The following is a 21,549-nucleotide window of genomic DNA, read 5'->3' as shown; positions in this document are numbered from 1 at the left end:
ATTGATTATTGAGTTTTTTTATTAAGGCTAAACCTATTAATTTCATTATTTTAATTTTCTATATATAATATATTTTCAAATGGCGATTGTGGTGAAGCGGTTAACACAGCGGGTTGTGGTCCCGTCATGCGAGGGTTCGAATCCCTTCAATCGCCCCATTTTTTTTATTACTTTTTAGTTATAATCTATAATATGGAACTCCAAACGTACACAGTTAAAAAATCAAAATTTTATAGTATTGCAATTGAAATTTCCAATTCTGAAGACATAAAATCTATATTATGTCAGCTTTGGCAAGAAAATAAAAAAGCAACTCATATTTGTTATGGATATAGTTTTATAAATAACAATGGTGTTGTTAATGCCGGTTTTGATGATGATGGTGAGCCGGGCGGGACTGCTGGAAGACCAATAAGAGATTTGCTTTTAAAAACTAATACAAACAATTTAGTAATTTTTGTTATTAGATATTTTGGAGGTGTTAAATTAGGTGCAGGCGGACTTGTTAGGGCGTATATAAAAAGCGCTAATTTAGCTTTAAAAAAATTTAAAGGAGAATCATAAACATGATAGCGATTATAGGAAAAATTGCTGTTGGCAAGACTACTTTTTTGCGGGAACTCGAAAAAACAGGTTCTAAAATTTTTATATCTGATGAATTTGTTAACTCCATATACAAAAAAGGTCAAGATGGATATAAATTAATTAAAGACAAATTAGGCAAATGTTTTGTTGACGAATATTGTGTAAATAAAAAAGTTTTAGTGAATTGGTTAAATAAAGATAAAGCTAATTTTAATTTGTTAGAAAAAATTATTTATCCTTTAATTGAAAAGGAATTAATAGACACAAAATATGATTTTGTTGAGCTTCCAAATCTAAATAGTGAAGTATATCCTTTATGAAAAAATTTTTCACATATCGTTTGTTTAAATACATCATATGAAAATTGAACAAAAAATATAGCAAAAAGAAATGTTGATAATCATTTTATTTCATTAATAAGTTCAAAAAACAACCCAGAAAGCATTAAAAATAAACTTTTTGGTCTCATACCAATTGTGGATATTTATGCTAATAACTTTAAGTTAAATGCAAATAACATAAAAAAAATTTTATATGCTCTTGGTATTAGATAAGATAAGAATACCGGAATTCAAAACGGCATTTTTTTATAAATAATTAACGACTGGGGGCAAGATGATTCAAAATGTAAATTATCCTTATTTTTCTGTGGAAATTGATAGTGAAATTTCAGAGGCAGATTTAAAAAATTTGCGTAAATTTTATGCTCCAATTTTAGGTAGTGAAGCAATTCTTTTATATGAATATTTGAGAGACCTTGGTAACAATAATGAAGATGCCGGATTTTTTGATTTTGATAGTTTGACTTATTTTTTAAATTTGTCAAATAAAGAATTAAATTCAGCAAGAATTAACTTAGAATCAGTTTCTTTACTATCAACCTTTGTTGATCATGTTAATAGAAAAACATTTTTTATCCTTGAAAAACCATTAAATAAAGGTGCTTTTAAGAAAAATTTAATTCTTGCCAATAAGCTTATTAAGATAATCGGAGAACAAAATTTTCAAAATTTAATGGGCAGAGAGCGTAATGCTTTTCTTTCCAAAGTTGGTAAATATTTAGTGAATGTCAGTGCTAAATATGATGATGTTTTTGAATTTGATGAATTTGATTTGATGTACAGAGACGATCAACCAGGTTCTCATGAATTAGACACTTCAGACATCAATACTAAAGAAATTAATGAAGAATTAAATGAAAAACTTGAATTTAACACTTTTGATTTTCCAAATCCTTATGAAGCTATATTAAAAACAGATTCAAGATATTTCTTTTCACAAATTACACACAAGATGCCAACTGAAGAATTAATTAATTTGATTAAAAACTCTCGTGAAGCTGGATTGAATGACCCTTGCATTAATTTAGTTTTCTTTTATGCTTATGAGGTAAATAATAAAATTAATTTTAAATATGTTGATAAGATAATTGTTGATTTGATTAAAAAGGAAATTTTTTCTTTTGACTCAATTGAAAAATATTTAGATAATATGGTCAAAATTAAAAATAATGTTGCTGTAACTAAAAAAGAATTATATAAGGCAACATACCTCGAAAATCTTAAAAAGCAAGATAGTTTTTCTGATTATTAGAAAGAAGGGAATTTGAGATATTATGAATAATAGAAATGATTCTGAAATAAATTTAAAAGAATTACACCAATCTAATGAAGAGTACATGGAAAAAGCATTAGATTTAATTTTTAGTAATGATGAAATCAAAAAGTTAATCGACGTTTTTAAAATAACTAAAAAAGAAGTTGAAGATAATATTTTTGAGTTTATTGGTATAAAAGAGTCTATTGAAAGTCCTCAAGTTTATCCGTACATATATCAAGTCAATAGAGCCCCTTCTGGCGAGTTAGTTATAAAAACTAAAAAATCTAATAATGATTATAAAATGAGTGTAAGAAGACAGACTAATTTGTGACTTACAGATTTTTCGGATGTTAGCCTTAAATCAGTATTTAAATTGCCAAAAAACTCATCCTTTCAATATGAGATATTTAAGCAATCATCAATTCAAAGAAAACAAATTTATGAACAAGCTAAATTAATTGCCAAAAAAGTTATTTCTAAAAAACCTGAATCAGTATTAGGGATGTATATATATTCGAAAGAGTCATCTGGTAAAACATTTGCATGTCATGCATTAGCAAATTATTTTGCTTGTGAAAATTTATCTACAATTTATATCAAGTCGGAAGATTTGCTAGCAGAATTAATATCTAATATCAAAAATAAAGACAATAATTCTATAAATGAAATTATTGATAGACTTAAAAAAGCGGATATCTTGATTATAGATAATTTAGGTGAAGAAGCATATAATAATTGATTTCACAATAATGTTTTATTCACAATTTTAAGAGATAGATATCACGACAATAAAAAAGTTATTATTTCATCTCCTTTAGCTATTAGAGAACTTGAAATTTTTTATAGGAAAAATATAAAATCAGAAGCGAGTTTTAAAATAGAAAAAATGTTCGAATTGATAACTAAAAATTCTGTTGAAATTAATCTTAAATAGATTAGGTTTTAGCTTATTTTTTTAATTTGACTAAATTTTAATGGTCAACCTTTTGGTGTTGGCAAGTTTTTTTTAATTACTATCATGTATGAAGTTTCATTTTGTGAATTAATATAACTAAAAACTTGAATATCATGTTTTATTTCGGGATAATTTTTTAGTAAAGTTTGAATTTCCACTTCATAATTTTTGCCTTTCGGAAAGATAAAGTATCCCCCCTTTTTTAACAAGTTATTAGAAATCATATACAACGTATTTAAATTAGCTACAGCTCTAGCTGTTATAAAGTCAAAGCGATCGTTATTTGATTTTACTTCTTCAACTCTATTATTGATTAGATTAAATTTAATATCAATATTTTGCGATAAATATTCTAAAAAGTCGCATCTTTTTTTAATGCTTTCAATTATTGTTAAATTAATATCATAGTCTTCATTAATTATAAAAGGGATTGAAGGAAAACCTGCACCAGCCCCAATATCTAATAGCTTCTTGTTTTTAAAAGAAAAACCATTTTCTTTTAAAATGTTGAACCCGGCAATAGAATCTAAAATTCCTTCTTTATAAATTGATTCAAGAGTTTTATAACCAGTTAAGTTCATTAGTTGGTTTTTCTGCATTATTAGTTCAGCATATTTTTTTAATTTGATTTCATCTTTTATCATAGAATCTATTATAGATTAATTAAATTTAAATAAAATATTTAGATTATTTTTTGTAATTAAAAAATAGGAAATCCTATTTTATAATTTTTTAGCAATATCTTCATATAGATCACTAACTGATCTACCATTTATTTGGCATTTAATTACCTCGCTTAAAATATTATCTAAACTAACAATCTTAAGTTTTTTAAATTTTTTAGCCAAATCATAATTGTCAATAGAATCTGTAATAATTACACTATCAATTTCGTCACATTCTTCAAATATTTCAAAACCTTTTGAAAAAATACCATGAGTTGCTGCTAAAACAATTTTTTTTGCGCCATGTTGTTTTAGTGATTTTGCAGCTTTAATTATTGTTCCACCAGTATCAATAATATCATCAATAATAACTGCATTTTGATCTTCAATATTACCAATTAGTCCAAGAACCTCAGTTTCATTCGGCCCCGTTCTACGTTTATCAATTATACAAATTTTAATGTCATCACTGATAAGTTTTGCCAGCATTCTAGCTCTAACTGCACCACCGTGGTCTGGTGAAACAATAGTAAATTTATCGTTGTACTCTTTAATATTTTTAGCTAATGCATAAGCTCCTTTTAAATCATCACTAGGAATGTTAAAGAAACCTTGAATAGCTTCATTGTGAAGATCAACTGCGATTATTTTTGTTGCTCCCGCTACTTGAAGTAAATCTGCAACAAGTTTTGCACCTATTGGTTGACGTCCTCCTGTTTTGCGGTCTTGTCTTGCATAACCATAGTATGTTATAACAACATTTATTGACTTTGCGCTCCCTCTTTTTAGTGAGTCAATTAAAAGTAAAAGGTCCATAAGGTTATTATTAACAGGTCTTGAAACACTCGATATAATAAAAACATCTTTGTTTCTTACGGTTTCCTTACTCAAAATCATTGCTTCACCATCCGCAAAAACAGTTTTTTCAACTTCTGATAAAGGCATTTTTAATTTGTCTGCGATTGATTTTGAAAGTTTTAAGCAATTTGGCATTCCCAAAATTATTATTTCATCTTTCTTATTCATCTATTCCCCTTTGATATTTAATCATTCATTTTAATATTAATATACCTATTATAATACCAACATAATTATTTTTTGTTTGCCTTCTTTTAAATTGAATAAAAGTTTTTTATTTATTTTGAATAAAATTAAATTAAAAACCGAACTTATTTATTAACACAAATTCCTTTTTTATAGACATTTATAAAAAAAAGTAATCCTAAATAAGGACTACTTTTCAATTTGTTCTTTTAAGGTAAAGTTTCCTGCAAAAACGTCTAATAGGTATCTTCTTTCATTTTTTATTGAACCGTCAATTATTTTAAGAGCTAATAAACTTTCAATTTTATTTTGAATAAATCTTTTAATAGGTCTTGCTCCAAAATTAGAATCATACGAGGAATTTGCAATAAATAGAACTGTTTTATCTGTGTAATCTATATCAATATCTTTGCTATCTTTAATTCTTTTTATTAGTTTATCTAATTCTAATTTAGCAATTTCTTCAATAACGTCTTTCGAAAGAGTATTAAATTTAATAATTTCATCGATACGGTTTACAAATTCAGGTGACATAAATTTAAGTAATTCACTCTTAAGACTAGGACTATCATTTAATTTATCTAATATTTCCTTTTGTACAATATTAGATGTCATTATTATTATCAAGTTTCTACAATTTATTTGTCTACCATTACTATCTGTAATAAATCCATTATCTAAGATTTGTAAAAATATATTTAATACATCTCTATGAGCTTTTTCAATTTCGTCTATTAATAGAATTGTGTATGGCTTTCTTCTAATTATTTCTGTCAAAGCAGTTCCAGAATCAAAACCTACATAGCCTGGAGGAGCACCAATAATTCTAGCAACGCTATGTTTTTCCATGTATTCAGACATGTCAAGGCGAACCATTTGTTTTTCACTATCAAATAGTGTGTATGCAAGTTGTCTAGCTAATTCTGTTTTACCAACACCCGTTGGGCCTGTAAAAAGAAAGCTAGCTAAAGGTCTATTTGGGTCATTTATATTAGCTTTAGCTCTAAGTATAGCTTGTGAAACAAGAGCTATAGCTTTATCTTGACCGCGAATTTTTGACTTAAGTTCGTTCTCTAAATTGAGCAATTTATCTCTATCTGATTCTAATAATTTATTTACTGGTATATGCGTTCATTTTGAAACAATTGTTGCTATTTCTTCAGAACCAACTGTATCTTTAATCATTGATGAACCATTTTCATTCAATTCTTTTTCCAATGTTTTAATTTTATTTTCAATTTTTGGTATTTCAACATAAAGAAGTTTAGATGCTTTTTCATAGTCAGTTTCATTTTGATAGATGTTTAACACATGCTTTAAATCATCGCGTTTACTTTTTAATGTAGAAAGTTCTTCCAATCTAGCCTTTTCAGAATCTCATTTTTTTTGTAGTTTTTGAATTGAGTTCTTGTTTTTTTGAATTTCTTTTTCGATTTCTTCAATTCGTTTGTTAGATTTTGAATCGTCTATTAAGGCTATTTTCTCCATTTCTAAAGTGGTTACATTTTGTTTAAGTTTTTCTAATTCTTCAGGTTGGAAATTGATTTCAGTTTTAATCGTTGCAGCTGCTTCATCAACTAAATCAATTGCCTTGTCTGGCAAGAACCTATCAGAAATGTATCTTGAACTTAATCTTGATGCGGCTATTAAGGCATCATCTTTAATTTTTACATTGTGAAAATTTTCAAACCTATCTTTAATACCTCTTAATATAGTTATTGTATCTTCTATAGATGGCTCGCTAACATCTACTCTTTGCATTCTACGTTCTAGCGCTCCATCTTTTTCTATATATTGCCTATATTCATCAAAAGTTGTTGCTCCTATTAAATGCATTTTGCCTCTAGCCATTAAAGGTTTAATTATATTTGCAGCATCCATTCCACCGCTTTGATTTTTACCAGTTCCAACAAGCATGTGTATTTCGTCAATAAAAACAATTATTTCACCATTAGAATCTTCGATTCTTTTTAAAACTTCTTTCAATCTTTTTTCAAATTGTCCTTGGAATGAAGCTCCAGCAATCATGCTTGCTAAATCAAGTTCATATACATCTTTTGTTTTTAAATCTTCAGGAACTTGGCCTTCAACAATTTTTCTAGCCAAACCTTCAACTATAGCTGTTTTACCAACACCAGGTTCTCCAACTAACACGGGGTTATTTTTAGTTTTTCGGCTTAAAATTCTGATGATTCTTCTTATTTCATCATCTCTATTTATAACTGGATCTAGTTCATTTCTTGCAGCTAGATCTGTTAAATTACGTCCATATTTTTTCAATGGGTCATCTTCATTACTTTTTGATTTTTGATTTTTTTCTCCAAACAAAAAATCGTCTAAATTTGAAAAGTCCATATTTCCTCCCTATCTTTTTTAATATTTATATTTTAGCACTCTTTGTGTTCGAGTGCCAAAATAAAATATTTTTTGTTTATTTAAAAAGTAAAAAATAAAAACAATTAAAATTGTTTGTATGAGATTAAGAAACGATAGCACAGCATTAGACAAATTGCAAAATTCGGGATTGGTTATAAATCCAGAAGAATATCCTATTAAATTAGATGATAAATCCATTGTTGAAATTGGTATGGGTAAGGGAGAAATGATAGTTGAACTAGCTAGGACAAACCCAGATAAAAAATATTATGGCCTAGAAAAATATCCAACTCCCGCGTCTAAACTAATTAATAAATGTAAAGAATTAAAATTAAATAATTTAAAAATTATTATTGACGATGCCTTGAATTTACCATCAATTTTTGAAGGAAAGTGTAATACTCTATGACTTACTTTTAGTGATCCGTGACCCAAGAAAAAACATGTTAAAAGAAGATTAACATATAAAGATTATTTAAATTTATATAAAAATATTTTAGATGATACTTCTGTTTTAAAACAAAAAACAGACAATGATAAACTTTATGATTTTTCTTTAAATAGTTTTAAAGATAATCAATGAGAAATAATTGCTCACGGAACAGATTTTCATAATTCTATTTATTCTAAAGGTAATGTAATGACTGGTTATGAAAAAAAATGAAGTGATAGTGGTAAGAATATCAACTTCATTTTTGTTAAAAAACCTAAGGAACAATTTTAAAAATTATCTAATTGTTCAATACGAGCTTGGTGTCTACCACCTTCATATTCTGTTTTTTCAAATTCATCAAACATTTTGACTGCATCTTCATAAGGAACATAGCGCCCGCCCATGACTAATACATTAGCATTATTATGTTGTTTAGCTAAATGAGCATCTTCAACTGTAACTACACGGGCTGCTCTTATCTTCTTATGTCTATTTAAGGCATAAGAAATACCTAGTCCGGTACCACAAAAAGCAAGCGATGTTTCAATATTGTTATCAATAATATAATTTGCTAATTTATGTCCTTGTTCAGCGTATGAAATTGATTTAGAATCATCTGAAGGTCCTAAGTCTACCACTTGATATCCTTTAGTTTTTAAATATTCAATCATTTGATTTTTGAGTTTAACGCCACCATGATCACTGGCTAAAGCTATTTTTTTCATAATTATTTTTCCTTTTTTTTAATTTATTAATTATTTTAGTTAATAAAAGTATATGAAAATTATAAAGCAAGAAGATGAAAAAGACTGTGGATTATGTGTAATTCAATATTTTATAAAAAAGTATTATAAAAAGGAAGTTGATATAGACATACTTAAATTTAATTGCAACTACGGCGTAGATGGAATAAATCTATCTGAATTGAAAGACCTCGCATTACTAAACAATTTAGAAATGGAATCCTATTCAGGGGATTTTAAATCATTAACAAGTATTAATAATGAATCCCTGCCTATTATGCTTTTAGTTAACAATAATGGATTAACGCATTATGTAGTTTTGGAAAAAATTAAAAATAATTACTTCTATATTCAAGATAGTTCTATTGGAAAAAGAAAGGTATTAAAAGGAAAGGATCTTGAAAAAATATTTTGTGGAATTATTGCGACTTTCAAAAGGTCGAGTATTAAATCAAAGCCTAGATTGAGGCAACTAAATAAATTTAGCGACTTCTTTTCATTAAACCGTTTTGCCTATATGTTATTTTTAATGTCAATTATTAATTTAATGTTACTTTTTAGTTCAACATTTTTCGTAAAAATCGTGTTTGATTATATTTTGCCTAATTATTTAAAAGAAGAGTTAACCTTATTGTTTTTGGTTTTCATTTGATTAAATATAGTTAGATTTATTAATTCATATTTAAAAAGTTATTTAACAAAGAAGATTTCAAATTCTATTGAAATAGAACTTAAAGATGCTTTTTTTAATGTGCTTCAAAACACAAGTAAAAAAGAACTTTCTAAATTAAAAACTAGTGACTATTATAAACGAACTATGTACATTCAACCGATTGCGGAGTATCAAGCAAATTTTGTATATACACTTATTTCAGAACTTTTTTCTGTTGCTTTTTCTATTTGCATATTAATTTGAATAAATTTAATATTGTTTTTGGTTGTATTTGGCATCCTTTTTCTAAATACTATTTTTAATATTATTTACTATTTGCAAATTGAATCTAAATATAGTGAGCTAATTCAATCCAACGTTTTAAAAATTCAAGCTGATATTGATCTAATTAATATTGCTGATCATTTTAGAACTGATTCATATAAAAATTATTTAAATAATTATCATTTTAAAAACTTTTATAATCTTAAACTTATTGAACAAGAATTTTTTAAAAAGGAGAATATTAAAAAACTATTAAATAATTTGCTAATTGGTAATTTAACAATAATAGTTGTGTATGCGGCTGGGCTCATCTTTTTTAAAAATAGTTTGAGTCCCGGAAAACTTATTATGTTTTTAACGTGCATGAATTTCTTTGTAAATCCCGTGGAATCGATAAGCTCTTTATTTATTCATCAATCATTAATGAAAAGAAATATTGAACAAGTTAATTTTGTTTTAAATTTGAAAACTAATTTGCCTATAAATAAAGGTTTTAAGTTGAAAAAGATAAAATGTATTCAAATTAATAAAATGAATTTTGGATATTTAAAAAATAAAGATATTCTAAATATTAATAATTGGAAGATTGATTCAAATATTCAAATAAAAGGGAATAATGGCTCGGGTAAGACAACATTAATGAATGCTCTTTGCTGTCAATTTGGAATAAATGTTTTAAAACATGTATCAATTAATAATATAAACTTTGAGTCAATTAATTCCAAGGATTATCAAAAAAATATTATTTATATCAGTAATAGTCAATATATACCTAATATACCTATAATTGACTTTATTACGTCAAATGAAACTAGCCAATTGGAAACATTAAATAATAATATTGCTAAATATAAATTGGGTAGTATTATGGATCAATTAAATTTTTCATTAAATGGTAATGTGGTTAATAATGCCTCTAATTTATCAGCTGGGCAAAGACAACTATTGAATTTGTTTAAATTGTTTTCAAAACAATATAAGTTAATTATGCTAGACGAAGCATTTGAAAATATTGATAATAAAGTGGCTAAAAAAATTAAAAAATATATTAAGAGTTTTCAAAAAGACTCAATGTTTATTGAGGTTAGTCATAACAACAATTATATTTTTAATAATAAGGAGGTTATTTTTGAAAAATTTAACAAAAGTAAATAAATACTTTTACATATTTTTATTCTTAATTATGATTTTTTCAATAGTTTTTATTGTTTGAATTTTTTTAAAAGAGGTAAATAAAACTATAAGTGTTTCATTTTTGGTTGACGAGAAAAAGAATTTAGTTTTAGTTTCAAAAAATAATTCATCCTATTTAATTGATGAAGGACAAACGGTAAATATACAAATTTTTAACAAAACATATTCATTAAAAATTGAAAATATAAAAACATATAACAATTTATTGATCGTGGAGTTTGATGGCTTACCAAAAAATATTAAGTTAATCCCAAATACAAAATTTATAGGAACTTTATTTTATGGAAAAACTACTTTTTATAATTTGTTATTTAGTTAATAATCAAACAACCAATAATTAGTTATTTTGTTAAAATAATTAATATGAATAAAGTTAATGTTGTTATAGAAAATAAAGCCGAATTTAATTTTCAAAAAGAGTTTGATGAAATTTTAGAAAATTTAGGTAAATATTTCAAAATTAATAAAGATCTAATTGTTGATGTAACAATTACTGATAATAAAAAAATTCAAAAATTAAATAAACAATATAGAGGAAAAGATTACCCAACAGATATTTTATCTTTTGACTTTGGAGATAAAACAATTTATGATTCGTTGCCGATTTTGCCTATAGGAGAATTAGTTATTAGCTCAGAAAAGGTTGAAAGTCAAGCTGAAGAGTTTAATCATTCTGTTAGAAGAGAATATTGTTATCTCTTTACTCATGGTCTAGTTCATCTTATGGGTTATGACCATGAAACTGAAGAAGAAAGAGAAGAAATGAACAACATAGTTGATGAGATTTTTAATCCATTAAACATTACAAGAGAGGATTAATTATTATGGAATTTAAAAAACTACAAAAATTATTAGAAAGATCATACTGCCCATATTCACATTTTAGAGTAGCTGCAATAGCTATTGATAGCAAAGGTGATGAATACCCTGGAGTAAATGTCGAAAATGCTGCTTATCCTTCTGGACTTTGTGCTGAACGTTCAGCACTTTTTGGAAGTGTTGCTCATGGAGCGAAAGTGGGAGATTTTAAGGAAATTTATTTAATCACATCAAGTGATGATATTGCTTACCCATGCGGAGGTTGTCGCCAAGTTATTACTGAATTTATGCAGGATGATGCAATCATACATATGTACAATTATGACGGTACAAAATATGTTAAGTATAGAGTTGATGAAGTTATGCCGGGCGGCTTTAGATTAAAGGATCTAAAATAATGAAAGTTGCAATGTGCGCAATAATAGGTCGTCCAAACGTTGGCAAATCTACTTTAATAAATAGACTAGTTAATTATGATGTATCTATAGTTTCAAAAACACCTCAAACAACGAGAGATCAAATAGTTGGTATTTTTAATGATGAGGATTCACAAATAGTTTTTATGGATACGCCTGGTATTCATAAACCATTAAATAAATTAGGAGAAAAACTAAATGACAATGCATATTCTGCATTAGAAGATATAGATTTTGTTTTTTTTCTAACACCTGTTAATGAGCAATTAGGACAAGGGGATAAAATTATTTTAGAAAAAATTTCAAACATTAAACATAAAATGGTTTTGCATACAAAATCTGATTTGAAATTTAATAAAGATGAATATAACAAAAAAATAATTGAGCTTGCGAAGTATGGTTTTGATAATCAAAAAATAATTTCACAAGATGATGCTAGTATTCAAGAGGATTTAATTAATATTGTTAAACAATATTCTTATGATTCTCCCCCATTGTATGATGTTGATAATATCACTGATAAAAGTTTGAGATTTATTGCTAAAGAAATAATAAGGGAAGCTTGTTTTGTTTATCTTAAAGATGAAATACCCCATTCTATTGCTGTAGATATAAATGAATTTATAGAAAATAATACAGTTTTTGATTTGCAAGCAACAATTTATGTTAAAAAAGATTCTCAAAAGGGCATTGTTATTGGAAATGAAGGTTCCATGATTAAAAAAATAGGCTCATATGCTAGAAAAAAAATGCAAAAACAATTTAATATAGGTGTTAGGTTAAAAACAAAAGTTAAAGTAGCAAAAAAATGAAATAATGATTTACAATTATTAAAAAAATTAGGTTATTAAAATATTTAAAGGAGAACTTATGAAAATAGAAGAATTAAATAAATTGTTTAATGAACAAAAAATAGATGCATATGTTTCGAACGCACCTCAAACAAGGTTGTGAGTTACTGGCGTTCAAACAACAGATGGTTTTGTTGTAATTGAAAAAGATAAAGTATATTTATTCGTTGACTCAAGATACATTGAATATTGTCAAAAAAATGCCAAGAATGTTGACGAAATAGTTCTTTTACAAGGAACCGCAATGAAAGATTTCTTTGATAAAAAGAAATATCAAACTGTTGCCTTTGAAGAAGATTACTTAATCCATGAACAAGCTGTCAGATTAGAAAACATGATTAATCCAAAAAAAATTGTTTGGACAAGTGGCCAATTAATGAGAATAGCTAAATCAGATGCAGAAATTGAAATTATGCAAAAAGCAATTGACATTTCACTAAAATCGTACAATGAATTAATTAAATGAATTAAAGAAGGAATGACTGAAAAAGAAGTTGCAGCAAGACTAAACTATTTAATGAAACTTAATGGTGCTGATAAAGAAAGTTTTGACGAAATTGTAGCCTTTGGCCCAAGTTCAGCGGAACCTCATCATCACCCAACAGATAGAAAATTAAAAGAAGGTGATATTGTTAAAATAGATTTTGGTGCTTTATATAAAGGTTATAGTGCAGATATTACTAGAACAACATTCTTCAATCCAAACAACAAGCCTCTTGATAAAAAATTAGAGGACCTTCATAAAGTTGTTTTAGAAGCAGCAAAAGCTGGTAGAGATGCAGTTAAGCCAGGAATTGAAGTAGGGTTAATTGACAAAATTTGTCGCGATTATATTACTGAAAAAGGATATGGAGATTTCTTCCTACATTCAACCGGTCATGGTCTAGGTATTGATGTGCACGAACTACCTTATGTTAGAACAAACGCTAAAGAAATTCTTAAACCAGGAAACATTATAACTGTTGAACCAGGTATATATATTGCTGGACTAGGTGGTTCAAGAAATGAAGATGACGTTCTTGTTACTGAAACAGGAAGATATGTATTTTCTAGACCAGAAGAAAGATCATAATTAAATAATAAGGTTGTTAAAAGCCTTATTTTTTTAATTTAAAGTAAAAAGGAATTTTTTTTGCATTCTAAACTCATTTTTTAAACTTTTTGTTTATATTTATTTATTTCGCTTATATAATAATTTTTATGAAATTATTAGAGAAAATCACACCATTAGAATTAGACTTTCCAAAGTGATATACAGATGTTGTTAAACAGGGTAATTTAATTGCATATGGACCTGTTAAAGGAACGCTAGTTTATAAACCAAACTCTTATGGGATTTGAGAAAATATTCAAAAAGAATTAGATGCTATTTTTAAAAGCAAAGGCATACAAAATGTTTATTTACCATTGTTTATTCCTGAGAGTTTATTTAATAAGGAAAAAGAACATATTGCAGGATTTAACCCTGAATTAGCAACAGTCACTCAAGTTGGCGATAAAAAATTAGAAGAAAAAATCTTCATTAGACCTACTAGTGAAGTATTGTTTGCTGAACTTTTTAAAAATTCAATAGACTCCTATAAAGATTTACCATTAATCTATAATCAATGAGCTAATGTTGTTCGCTGAGAAAAGACAACTAACCCATTTTTAAGGAGTCGCGAATTTTTATGACAAGAAGGACATACTGTTCACAGTGATCCTTTAGAAGCTAGAAAATTAACAAAGAGAATGATTTCAACTTATGCAAAATTCTTAAAAGATTATCTTGCAATTCCAACTATATTAGGCAAAAAAACCCCTCATGAAAAATTTGCTGGCGCTTGTTCAACATATACAATTGAGGCAATGATGAAAGATGGTAGAGCATTGCAAGCTGGTACTAGCCATTATTTAGCGCAAAATTTTACAAAACAATTTGATATAAAATTTAAAAATAAAGATAATGAATTTGAATATGCATATCAAACTTCATGAGGTGTCTCAACACGGTTGCTAGGAGCTATTATCATGACTCATGGTGACAACAGAGGAATAATAATACCTCCGCGTGTAGCACCTAATCAAGTGGACATTATTGAGCTTTTTGCAAACAAAAATGATTTAGTTCATGAAGTATGTCTTAAAGTTAAAAAAGAACTATCAAGCAAATTTAGAGTTAGATTAGATGATAGTGATAAAAACCCAGGCTTTAAAGCTTCAAATTCAGAAATCCAAGGAACGCCATTGAGAATTGAAATTGGGCCAAAGGATATTGAAAACAATTCTATAACTTTTGTTCGCAGAGACACCTTAGAAAAAATTGTTGTTCAAAATGAAAATTTAAAGCAAAAAGTTGATGAGTTATTGAATGATATACATAATAATTTATATAAGAAGGCCAAGGAAAGACTAGATATTAAAACGGTTGAAGTAGATAACTACGAAGATTTTAAAGATAATATTAACAAACAAAATTTTGTTATCGCTCCATTTTGTTGTCCAGATTTAGTTGAAGATCAAATTAAAGAAGAAACAGGTGCATCAACACGTTGTATTCCTAAATACTATGATAAACCTAAGAAACCTAAAAAATGTATATCATGTGGAAAAGAAACAAATAGATATGTTGTGTTTGCAAAGGCATACTAATTTAATAATGAAAAAAGTAGAGCACCAGCTTTACTTTTTTTGGAGGATTTATGATAGCAGACTATGTATATTATGCAACATCAAATATTGAAAAATATAAAGGCGTTAAAGCTATATGTAGAATTGAGCTTTCAAAAGCTAAAGCTAATTGACATACAACCCATTTTCAAAACCTAAATAAAAAACACTCAACCAATATTGAGGATTACTATAGTGAAAACTTTTCAAAAACATTAGCTTGTTTAACTGATTTAAGTAAAAAAATTATTATTGAAGAATTTTTAAGAAAAAATAAAAATCAATTTTGATATGAAGAATACTTTTCAAAATCAACATATTATAAAAGAAGAAGTGAAGCTATAATTGAATTTCTTTCATTATACACAAACTAAAACAAATAAAGCTTAACACGTTTTTCATCGTGGGAAGCTTTATACTTTTTTTACAATTTTTTATATTATAAATTTAATATTTATTACTTATCAACTGTAGAAAATATGTAATAATCTTTATATGCAAAATGAAGTGTTAAGTATAGAAAATAATAGATTTTTAAAACTTTGTGAAAAGTTAAATATTAAGCCCTCAAACGAGTTAAAAAAAACGGAAATGTTTATCGTAAATTATGACAAAGATAAAGATTGTATTGAGGCTAAATTTCACTTCTTGGATGTAATTAAACCAAGTGATTTTTTTGCCTTTAGAAATAAGTTGCGGAAAAATAAAATTGGCCTAAATATTGAACATACTTTTATATTTGATTTTCTTTCTTATAGCAAAGATAATATTTATTCTTACATAAAGTATATTGTTACTAATAAACCTAAATATGAATTACTAAAAAAATTTGATTTTAAAAATAATTTAAAAATTAATCAAGACTTTCAAGCTTCATGTTCAACAACCTCCAAGGAAGAGTTTGAAAAATTAAATAGTGTGTTTGAAAATTTAAATTTAACTCTTAAAAAATGTGGTTTTGACAAACTAAATTTAACCTTAAATTTGAAGGAATTAGATATAGTAGAACTAGATGTTCAAGAAGAAGAAAAAAAACGTATAAATAAAGAACTTTATAAAAAAATGGTTGCTGAAACTAAAGACAATGAAGCACAAAAAGTGGTGATATCTAAGGTGGGAAGAAACAATTATAAATATAAAAAATACACACACTATAACATTTCTGATTTAAGTCAACTTGAAGCTAAAACTCCAATTTCAGCGAGTGGTTTAATTTACAAGAGAGATTATAAACAAGCTAAAAATGGCAAACATATATATACTTTTTTAGTTACTGACTTTAAGGATGCATTTGATTTTAAATGATTTAAAAATGAACCCTTAAACTCTGTTGAAGATGAAGATTTAAAGGAAGGTTCTTATATTAAATTTCTAGGTTCTGTTTCAGACAATAGTTTTAATAATGTTTCTATTGTTTTTATTGATAATTATGAAAAAACCGAAAACCCCTTTCCTACTAAAAAAGATAATGCTGAACACAAAAGAATTGAAATACATGTAAGTTCCAAAATGAATACTCTTGATGGCATTTTAAGGCCGGAAGATATTGTTGAACAAGCTAAAAAATTTGGTATGGATGCTGTTGGAATAATGGATACTGATGGCGTGCAGGGATATCCTGCTTTTTCTGGCGAAAGTATAAAACAAAAAATTAAGCCTCTCTATGGAGCAGCTTTTTCAACACTGAATAAAGAAAATAGCATATTTTTAGGAGGAACCTTAACAGGATTAATTGATGATGTTGATTCAATTATTTCATTTGATATCGAAACCACTGGATTAAGTCCAAAATATCATGAAATTATTGAGTTTGGAGCTACTGAAATTAAAGAAGGAAAGTTCATAAATGAATACCAATTTTTTATTAAGTCCAAAAGTAAACTTTCAGCATTTACAACACAATTAACGGGAATTACGGATAGTATGGTTCAAGGTGGTTTAGATCCAAAAGACGGACTTAAAAAAATCTATGATATTTTGAATAATAAAATAGCTATTGCTCACAACGCTAAATTTGATTTCCATTTTTTAAAAGAACAATTTAGAATACACAGTGTAGAATTTCCAAAATGTGTTGTAATTGATACATTAGTTTTATCTCGTATTTTATTTGATGAAAAGAAAAACAAACTTATTGATGTTGCTAACAGAGTAGGCGTTGTTTATGATACAAAAGTAGCTCATAGAGGTGATTATGATGCTAACGTTTTAGCACGTGTTTGATTAATGTTAATAAATATAGCGAGAGATAATGGCTTCTTAAAATTTGAACAACTAGCTGAGTATACAAATCCAAATCTATATAAGAGAGAATTTACATATGAATTTACTACTTTAGTAAAAAATGATGCTGGACTTAAAGAACAATATAAGTTGGTTTCAAAATCTCACACAGATAATTTTTATGATAAGAATGTGTGTTTTGTGGAAGATTTAATAAATTCAAAAAATTTACTTATCGGTTCAGGTACATTAAAGGGATGCTTAATCAATGATTATTTTTTTGGAAGTGAAGAAAAATTTCTTAACACTCTTAAGTTAGTTGATTTTGTTGAAATTCCTGCTCCACAAGTTTTTGAACACTGAGTAAAATATGGTGATTTTACTCAAGAACAAATTTATGATGGTTTAAAAAACATTATTGAAGCAGCAATAAAACATAAAAAGATACCAGTTGCAACAGGCGATGTTAAGTATGTTTATGAAAATGAAAAAGTATTATATGAAGTTTTAGTTTATGCAAAGGGTATCAAAAATGCCCGTCATTATCTCTATAATTTCGAAAAAGCAAAAAACAATCAGTTAGAAATTCCAACGCAAAGTTTTCTTACAACTGATGAGATGATAAAACAATTTAGTTTCTTAAATGATGACAAGTTAATTGAGGATGTTGTTATTAATAATACTCACAAAATTGCCGATATGTGCGATAATGTTCAAATTGTAAAAGAGGGTTTATTTGCGCCATCTTTTGATAATTCTTCACAAAAATTGAGAGATTTAGTTTACAAAAACGCAAAAGAAAAATATGGCGAAAACCTGCCTGAGTTTTTAAAAAATAGAATTGAATCAGAACTTAACCCAATTATTAAACATGGTTTCGATGTTATTTATTGAATAAGCCATTTATTAGTTAAAAAAGCAACCGACAACGGAGCAATAGTTGGAAGTCGTGGTTCTGTTGGCTCTTCAATTGTTGCTAGATTAAGTGACATTAGTGAAGTAAATCCATTGCCCCCACATTATTTATGTAACGAATGTAAGCGTTTTGAAATTGTTGATAGTAAGGAAATAGGTAGCGGTTTTGACCTTCCTAAAAAGAAATGTCCTTCTTGCAAGGTTGATATGGAAAGAGATGGCCAAAATATACCCTTTGAGACTTTTCTAGGTTTTAAAGCTGATAAAGTGCCTGATATCGACTTAAATTTTTCGGGTGACTTCCAAGGAACTATTCATGATGAAATAAGAAGGCTTTTTGGTGAAAAACACACTTTAAGGGCCGGCACAATAGCCACTGCTGCTTTTAAAACATGCTACGGTTATGTTAAAAATTATTTGGAAGAAACACATAAATCATATTCAGATGCTTTTATAAGTTATATAGCTACTAGAATTGAAAAGGTTAAAAGAACAACAGGGCAACACCCTGGTGGAATAATAATAATACCTAAGGAATTTGAGTTCGAAGATTTCACTCCAATTAATTATCCTGCAAATGACACCTCGAGTGATTGGTACACAACCCATTTTGATTACAGAGCAATACATGATAATGTTCTTAAGTTTGATATATTAGGTCATGATAATCCAACAATTATGAAAATGCTTGAAGAATATACTAATATTAATAGATTAGATATTCCTATGGATGACCCCAAAGTTATTGACCTTTTTACTAACACTAAAAGTATCGGAATTAAACCAAGCGATATAAGCAATGAAGAAACAGGCGCTCTTGGTTTACCGGAATTTGGAACTACATTTGTTAGGGAAATGCTAAAACAATCTCAACCCAAAAATTTTGCTAATTTAATTTCAGTATCTGGATTAAGTCACGGGACAAACGTGTGGTTAAATAATGCACAGGAGTTGATTATGAAAAGAAAATTTACATTAAATGATGTAATTTCATGTCGTGATGATATTCTTGAAAAATTAATTAGAGAAGGTGTTGAGCCATCATATGCATTTAAAATTATGGAAATCGTTAGAAAAGGTAAGACGAATCTTTTCTTAAATGAAGTTCAAAAATTAAAAGAGTACAAAATTCCGAATTGACAAATTGAGAGCATGAAAAAAATTGAGTATATGTTCCCTAAAGCTCACGCAACAGCCTATGTTCTTATGGCTTGATGAATAGGTTGATTCAAAATATATTATCCATTAGCTTTTTATGGTTCATATTTTGCCATACACGCTAAAGCAATAAACATTGAAAAAATGGTTGATATTAAAGGTGGAAAAAAAGTTTCCAATTATTTAACGGAATTAAAAAATATTAATAAATATGAGCGTTCAACAAAAGAAAATGAGTTAATTCCTGTTTTTGAAATAGCTGAAGAATTGTATGCTAGAAAATTTTATATATCAAATATTGATCTACATAAATCATTAGCATCAAAATGAGTTGTTGATGAACAAAATCAATGTTTGATTCCGCCTTTTGATGTTATTGATGGTTTAGGCGTTGCTGCAGCTGAATCTGTTGTGGAGGCAAGGCAAAATAAACCATTTATTTCTGTTGAAGATTTTATAAGAAGAACAAGCGTTAATAAAACACTTATAGGAAAAATGACTGATATGGGGATTTTCAAAGACTTAGAAGAAACTAATCAAATGAAATTATTCTAATTACTTTTTGTAAAGGACACAAACCATTTCTATATGATAAGTTTGGGGAAACATATCAAAACCTTGAATATATTTTATTTCATATCCATGTTCTTTGAATATTTTTAGATCTCTACATAATGTTCTAGGATTGCAACTAATATAACCTATTTCATTAGGTGATATTTTTATTATTGAATTAATAAAGTTTTTATCTAATCCAATACGTGGAGGGTCAACAACTACAACATCTATTTTTTCATTAATATTAGATATTGTTTTAGACACGTCTCCAACAATAAATTCTGCATTAGAAACTTTATTAATAATAGAATTTTGCTTAGCATTTTTGATTGCATTAGGTATGATTTCTAATCCATAAACTTTTTTACTTTTTTGTGCTAAATATAAGGTAATTGTACCAATTCCACAATATGCATCCACAATGATTTGATTTTCATTTAAATCAAGTTTATCTAACAAGCTTTTATACAACACGGGAGTTAAATCTTCATTTATTTGGAAAAAACTGTCATTGTTCATAATGAATTTATAATTATCAATGCTTGCAATATTTTCATCATTACCTATAGTGATTTTTTGTCTCTTTGTATTATTTATAATAATTGAATAATTGTATTCATTAATTACATTTAATGATTTAATCTTTCTGTTTATGTTTCTTATTTCTTTATTTAGATTTATAGTGATTTGTAATTTATTATCAATATTTGATGATCTTAAAATTATATTTGAGCATGAATTGAAAATTTCAAATAAATCAAAGTTTTCATTAATCTTTTTATTTAAAAATTTTATAAATTTTTGAATATTTACATTAGCTAGAAGGTATTCGTTAGGAATAATAATTTCATTCAAGTTTTTATCTTTTATACCCAAAGCCATTTTATTATTATTCAATAATTTAGGAAATAGAGTGATTTTGTTTCTATAAGATAATTGTTTTGGAGATTCCGTTATTGAATCTATCGTTATATCCAGGTTTCGTTTGAATAAGTTATTTATTGTTCTAAGTTTAAAGTTTAATTGTTCTTCATAGCTAATTATCGAAAGAGGAGCCGCGCCAATATATGATTCATCATTGTTTTGTATTCTAATTTGGGAATCTTTGTGTCTTTTTAATACTTTTGCAATTGAGTATTTAGAAAAAGTGTGAGTGATTTGAATTTTAACTATTTCCTCAGGCAATGCGTTGTCTATTAAAATAAGGTGATTGTTTTCATCTCTATATTCACCTCTAGCTTCATATGAAAGATCTCCAATTTTTATATTATCCAAAATTTGTCCAATTTTATACTTGTTATTTGAATTCATAATTTTAATTTTAATTTATTTAAGTATAAAAATAATAAAAAAGCTCAAACATGAGCTTTTTAGATTAACATCTGTTTGTATTTTTACACATAAAAACACAAGAATCATTCAAGTGAAA

Annotated in this window: 19 protein-coding genes and 1 tRNA gene; 15 read left to right on the top strand and 5 right to left on the bottom strand. The window is 27.0% G+C overall.

Annotated features, from left to right (window positions below; translation table 4 throughout):
* The first annotated feature begins 82 nt into the window (after positions 1 to 82).
* The 5 genes from JXZ90_RS02295 (at position 83) to JXZ90_RS02275 (ending at position 3,118) form a co-directional block, all read left to right on the top strand.
* A tRNA-His gene (locus JXZ90_RS02295) sits at positions 83 to 158 on the top strand.
* A 34-nt stretch (positions 159 to 192) separates the two neighbouring features.
* Positions 193 to 564: a YigZ family protein gene (locus JXZ90_RS02290; protein WP_205848165.1), complete on the top strand. Its 372-nt coding sequence runs from the start codon at positions 193 to 195 to the stop codon at positions 562 to 564.
* A gap of 2 nt (positions 565 to 566) precedes the next feature.
* Positions 567 to 1,139, top strand: a complete 573-nt coding sequence (locus JXZ90_RS02285; protein WP_205848164.1) for a dephospho-CoA kinase — start codon at positions 567 to 569, stop codon at positions 1,137 to 1,139.
* Between the two features lie 61 nt (positions 1,140 to 1,200).
* Complete coding sequence (locus JXZ90_RS02280; RefSeq protein WP_205848163.1) at positions 1,201 to 2,178, top strand: DnaD domain protein; 978 nt, start codon at positions 1,201 to 1,203, stop codon at positions 2,176 to 2,178.
* Positions 2,179 to 2,200: 22 nt separating this feature from the next.
* The gene (locus JXZ90_RS02275; RefSeq protein ID WP_205848162.1) at positions 2,201 to 3,118 is read left to right on the top strand and encodes a DnaA ATPase domain-containing protein; all 918 of its coding nucleotides are present in this window, start codon (positions 2,201 to 2,203) and stop codon (positions 3,116 to 3,118) included.
* Positions 3,119 to 3,126: 8 nt separating this feature from the next.
* Here the strand turns inward: JXZ90_RS02275 and rsmG are convergent, their stop codons facing one another.
* From rsmG to JXZ90_RS02260, 3 genes are all read right to left on the bottom strand, one after another.
* Positions 3,127 to 3,783 carry a 16S rRNA (guanine(527)-N(7))-methyltransferase RsmG gene (rsmG, locus tag JXZ90_RS02270; RefSeq protein ID WP_241003396.1) on the bottom strand — a complete coding sequence of 219 codons (657 nt, stop codon included), beginning with the start codon at positions 3,781 to 3,783 and terminating at the stop codon, positions 3,127 to 3,129.
* Between the two features lie 78 nt (positions 3,784 to 3,861).
* Positions 3,862 to 4,830 carry a ribose-phosphate pyrophosphokinase gene (locus tag JXZ90_RS02265; RefSeq protein WP_205848161.1) on the bottom strand — a complete coding sequence of 323 codons (969 nt, stop codon included), beginning with the start codon at positions 4,828 to 4,830 and terminating at the stop codon, positions 3,862 to 3,864.
* Positions 4,831 to 5,037: 207 nt separating this feature from the next.
* Positions 5,038 to 7,203 (bottom strand): ATP-dependent Clp protease ATP-binding subunit, encoded by a 2,166-nt coding sequence (locus JXZ90_RS02260; protein WP_205848160.1) that lies wholly within the window; start codon positions 7,201 to 7,203, stop codon positions 5,038 to 5,040.
* Positions 7,204 to 7,321: 118 nt separating this feature from the next.
* Between JXZ90_RS02260 and trmB the strand changes: the two genes are divergently transcribed.
* The gene (gene trmB, locus JXZ90_RS02255) at positions 7,322 to 7,948 is read left to right on the top strand and encodes a tRNA (guanosine(46)-N7)-methyltransferase TrmB (RefSeq protein WP_205848159.1); all 627 of its coding nucleotides are present in this window, start codon (positions 7,322 to 7,324) and stop codon (positions 7,946 to 7,948) included.
* On the opposite strand, the gene JXZ90_RS02250 is transcribed toward trmB, so the two are convergent.
* Positions 7,945 to 8,382: an RpiB/LacA/LacB family sugar-phosphate isomerase gene (locus tag JXZ90_RS02250; protein WP_205848158.1), complete on the bottom strand. Its 438-nt coding sequence runs from the start codon at positions 8,380 to 8,382 to the stop codon at positions 7,945 to 7,947. The genes trmB and JXZ90_RS02250 overlap by 4 nt on opposite strands.
* 52 nt (positions 8,383 to 8,434) lie before the next feature.
* Between JXZ90_RS02250 and JXZ90_RS02245 the strand changes: the two genes are divergently transcribed.
* The 9 genes from JXZ90_RS02245 to JXZ90_RS02205 all read left to right on the top strand — a co-directional run bounded on the left by JXZ90_RS02245 (position 8,435) and on the right by JXZ90_RS02205 (position 20,117).
* A complete protein-coding gene (locus tag JXZ90_RS02245) occupies positions 8,435 to 10,492 on the top strand; it encodes an Mbov_0121 family peptidase domain-containing ABC transporter (RefSeq protein WP_205848157.1) in 2,058 nt (685 codons plus the stop codon).
* A complete protein-coding gene (locus JXZ90_RS02240; RefSeq protein ID WP_205848156.1) occupies positions 10,467 to 10,850 on the top strand; it encodes an MAG1140 family protein in 384 nt (127 codons plus the stop codon). Before JXZ90_RS02245 ends, JXZ90_RS02240 begins: the two co-directional genes overlap by 26 nt.
* 44 nt (positions 10,851 to 10,894) lie before the next feature.
* The gene (ybeY, locus tag JXZ90_RS02235; protein WP_205848155.1) at positions 10,895 to 11,350 is read left to right on the top strand and encodes an rRNA maturation RNase YbeY; all 456 of its coding nucleotides are present in this window, start codon (positions 10,895 to 10,897) and stop codon (positions 11,348 to 11,350) included.
* A gap of 5 nt (positions 11,351 to 11,355) precedes the next feature.
* Positions 11,356 to 11,748, top strand: coding sequence for a cytidine deaminase (gene cdd / locus JXZ90_RS02230; protein ID WP_205848154.1), 393 nt, complete (start codon positions 11,356 to 11,358; stop codon positions 11,746 to 11,748).
* A complete protein-coding gene (gene era / locus JXZ90_RS02225; RefSeq protein WP_205848153.1) occupies positions 11,748 to 12,617 on the top strand; it encodes a GTPase Era in 870 nt (289 codons plus the stop codon). The genes cdd and era overlap by 1 nt, the downstream gene beginning before the upstream one ends.
* Before the next feature lie 19 nt (positions 12,618 to 12,636).
* Entirely contained in the window at positions 12,637 to 13,689 is a 1,053-nt protein-coding gene (locus JXZ90_RS02220; protein WP_205848152.1) for an aminopeptidase P family protein, read from the top strand.
* Positions 13,690 to 13,817: 128 nt separating this feature from the next.
* Positions 13,818 to 15,248, top strand: a complete 1,431-nt coding sequence (gene proS / locus JXZ90_RS02215; protein ID WP_205848151.1) for a proline--tRNA ligase — start codon at positions 13,818 to 13,820, stop codon at positions 15,246 to 15,248.
* A 50-nt stretch (positions 15,249 to 15,298) separates the two neighbouring features.
* Entirely contained in the window at positions 15,299 to 15,640 is a 342-nt protein-coding gene (locus JXZ90_RS02210; protein ID WP_205848150.1) for an MG284/MPN403 family protein, read from the top strand.
* Positions 15,641 to 15,761: 121 nt separating this feature from the next.
* Complete coding sequence (locus JXZ90_RS02205; RefSeq protein ID WP_205848149.1) at positions 15,762 to 20,117, top strand: PolC-type DNA polymerase III; 4,356 nt, start codon at positions 15,762 to 15,764, stop codon at positions 20,115 to 20,117.
* Here the strand turns inward: JXZ90_RS02205 and rlmD are convergent, their stop codons facing one another.
* Positions 20,118 to 21,431: a 23S rRNA (uracil(1939)-C(5))-methyltransferase RlmD gene (gene rlmD / locus JXZ90_RS02200; protein WP_205848148.1), complete on the bottom strand. Its 1,314-nt coding sequence runs from the start codon at positions 21,429 to 21,431 to the stop codon at positions 20,118 to 20,120.
* Positions 21,432 to 21,549: the final 118 nt, after the last annotated feature.

Source organism: Mycoplasma sp. Mirounga ES2805-ORL (genome assembly GCF_017084445.1).
GTDB lineage: Bacteria > Bacillota_I > Bacilli_A > Mycoplasmatales > Metamycoplasmataceae > Mycoplasmopsis.
This window is presented reverse-complemented; position numbering and strand designations above follow the sequence as displayed.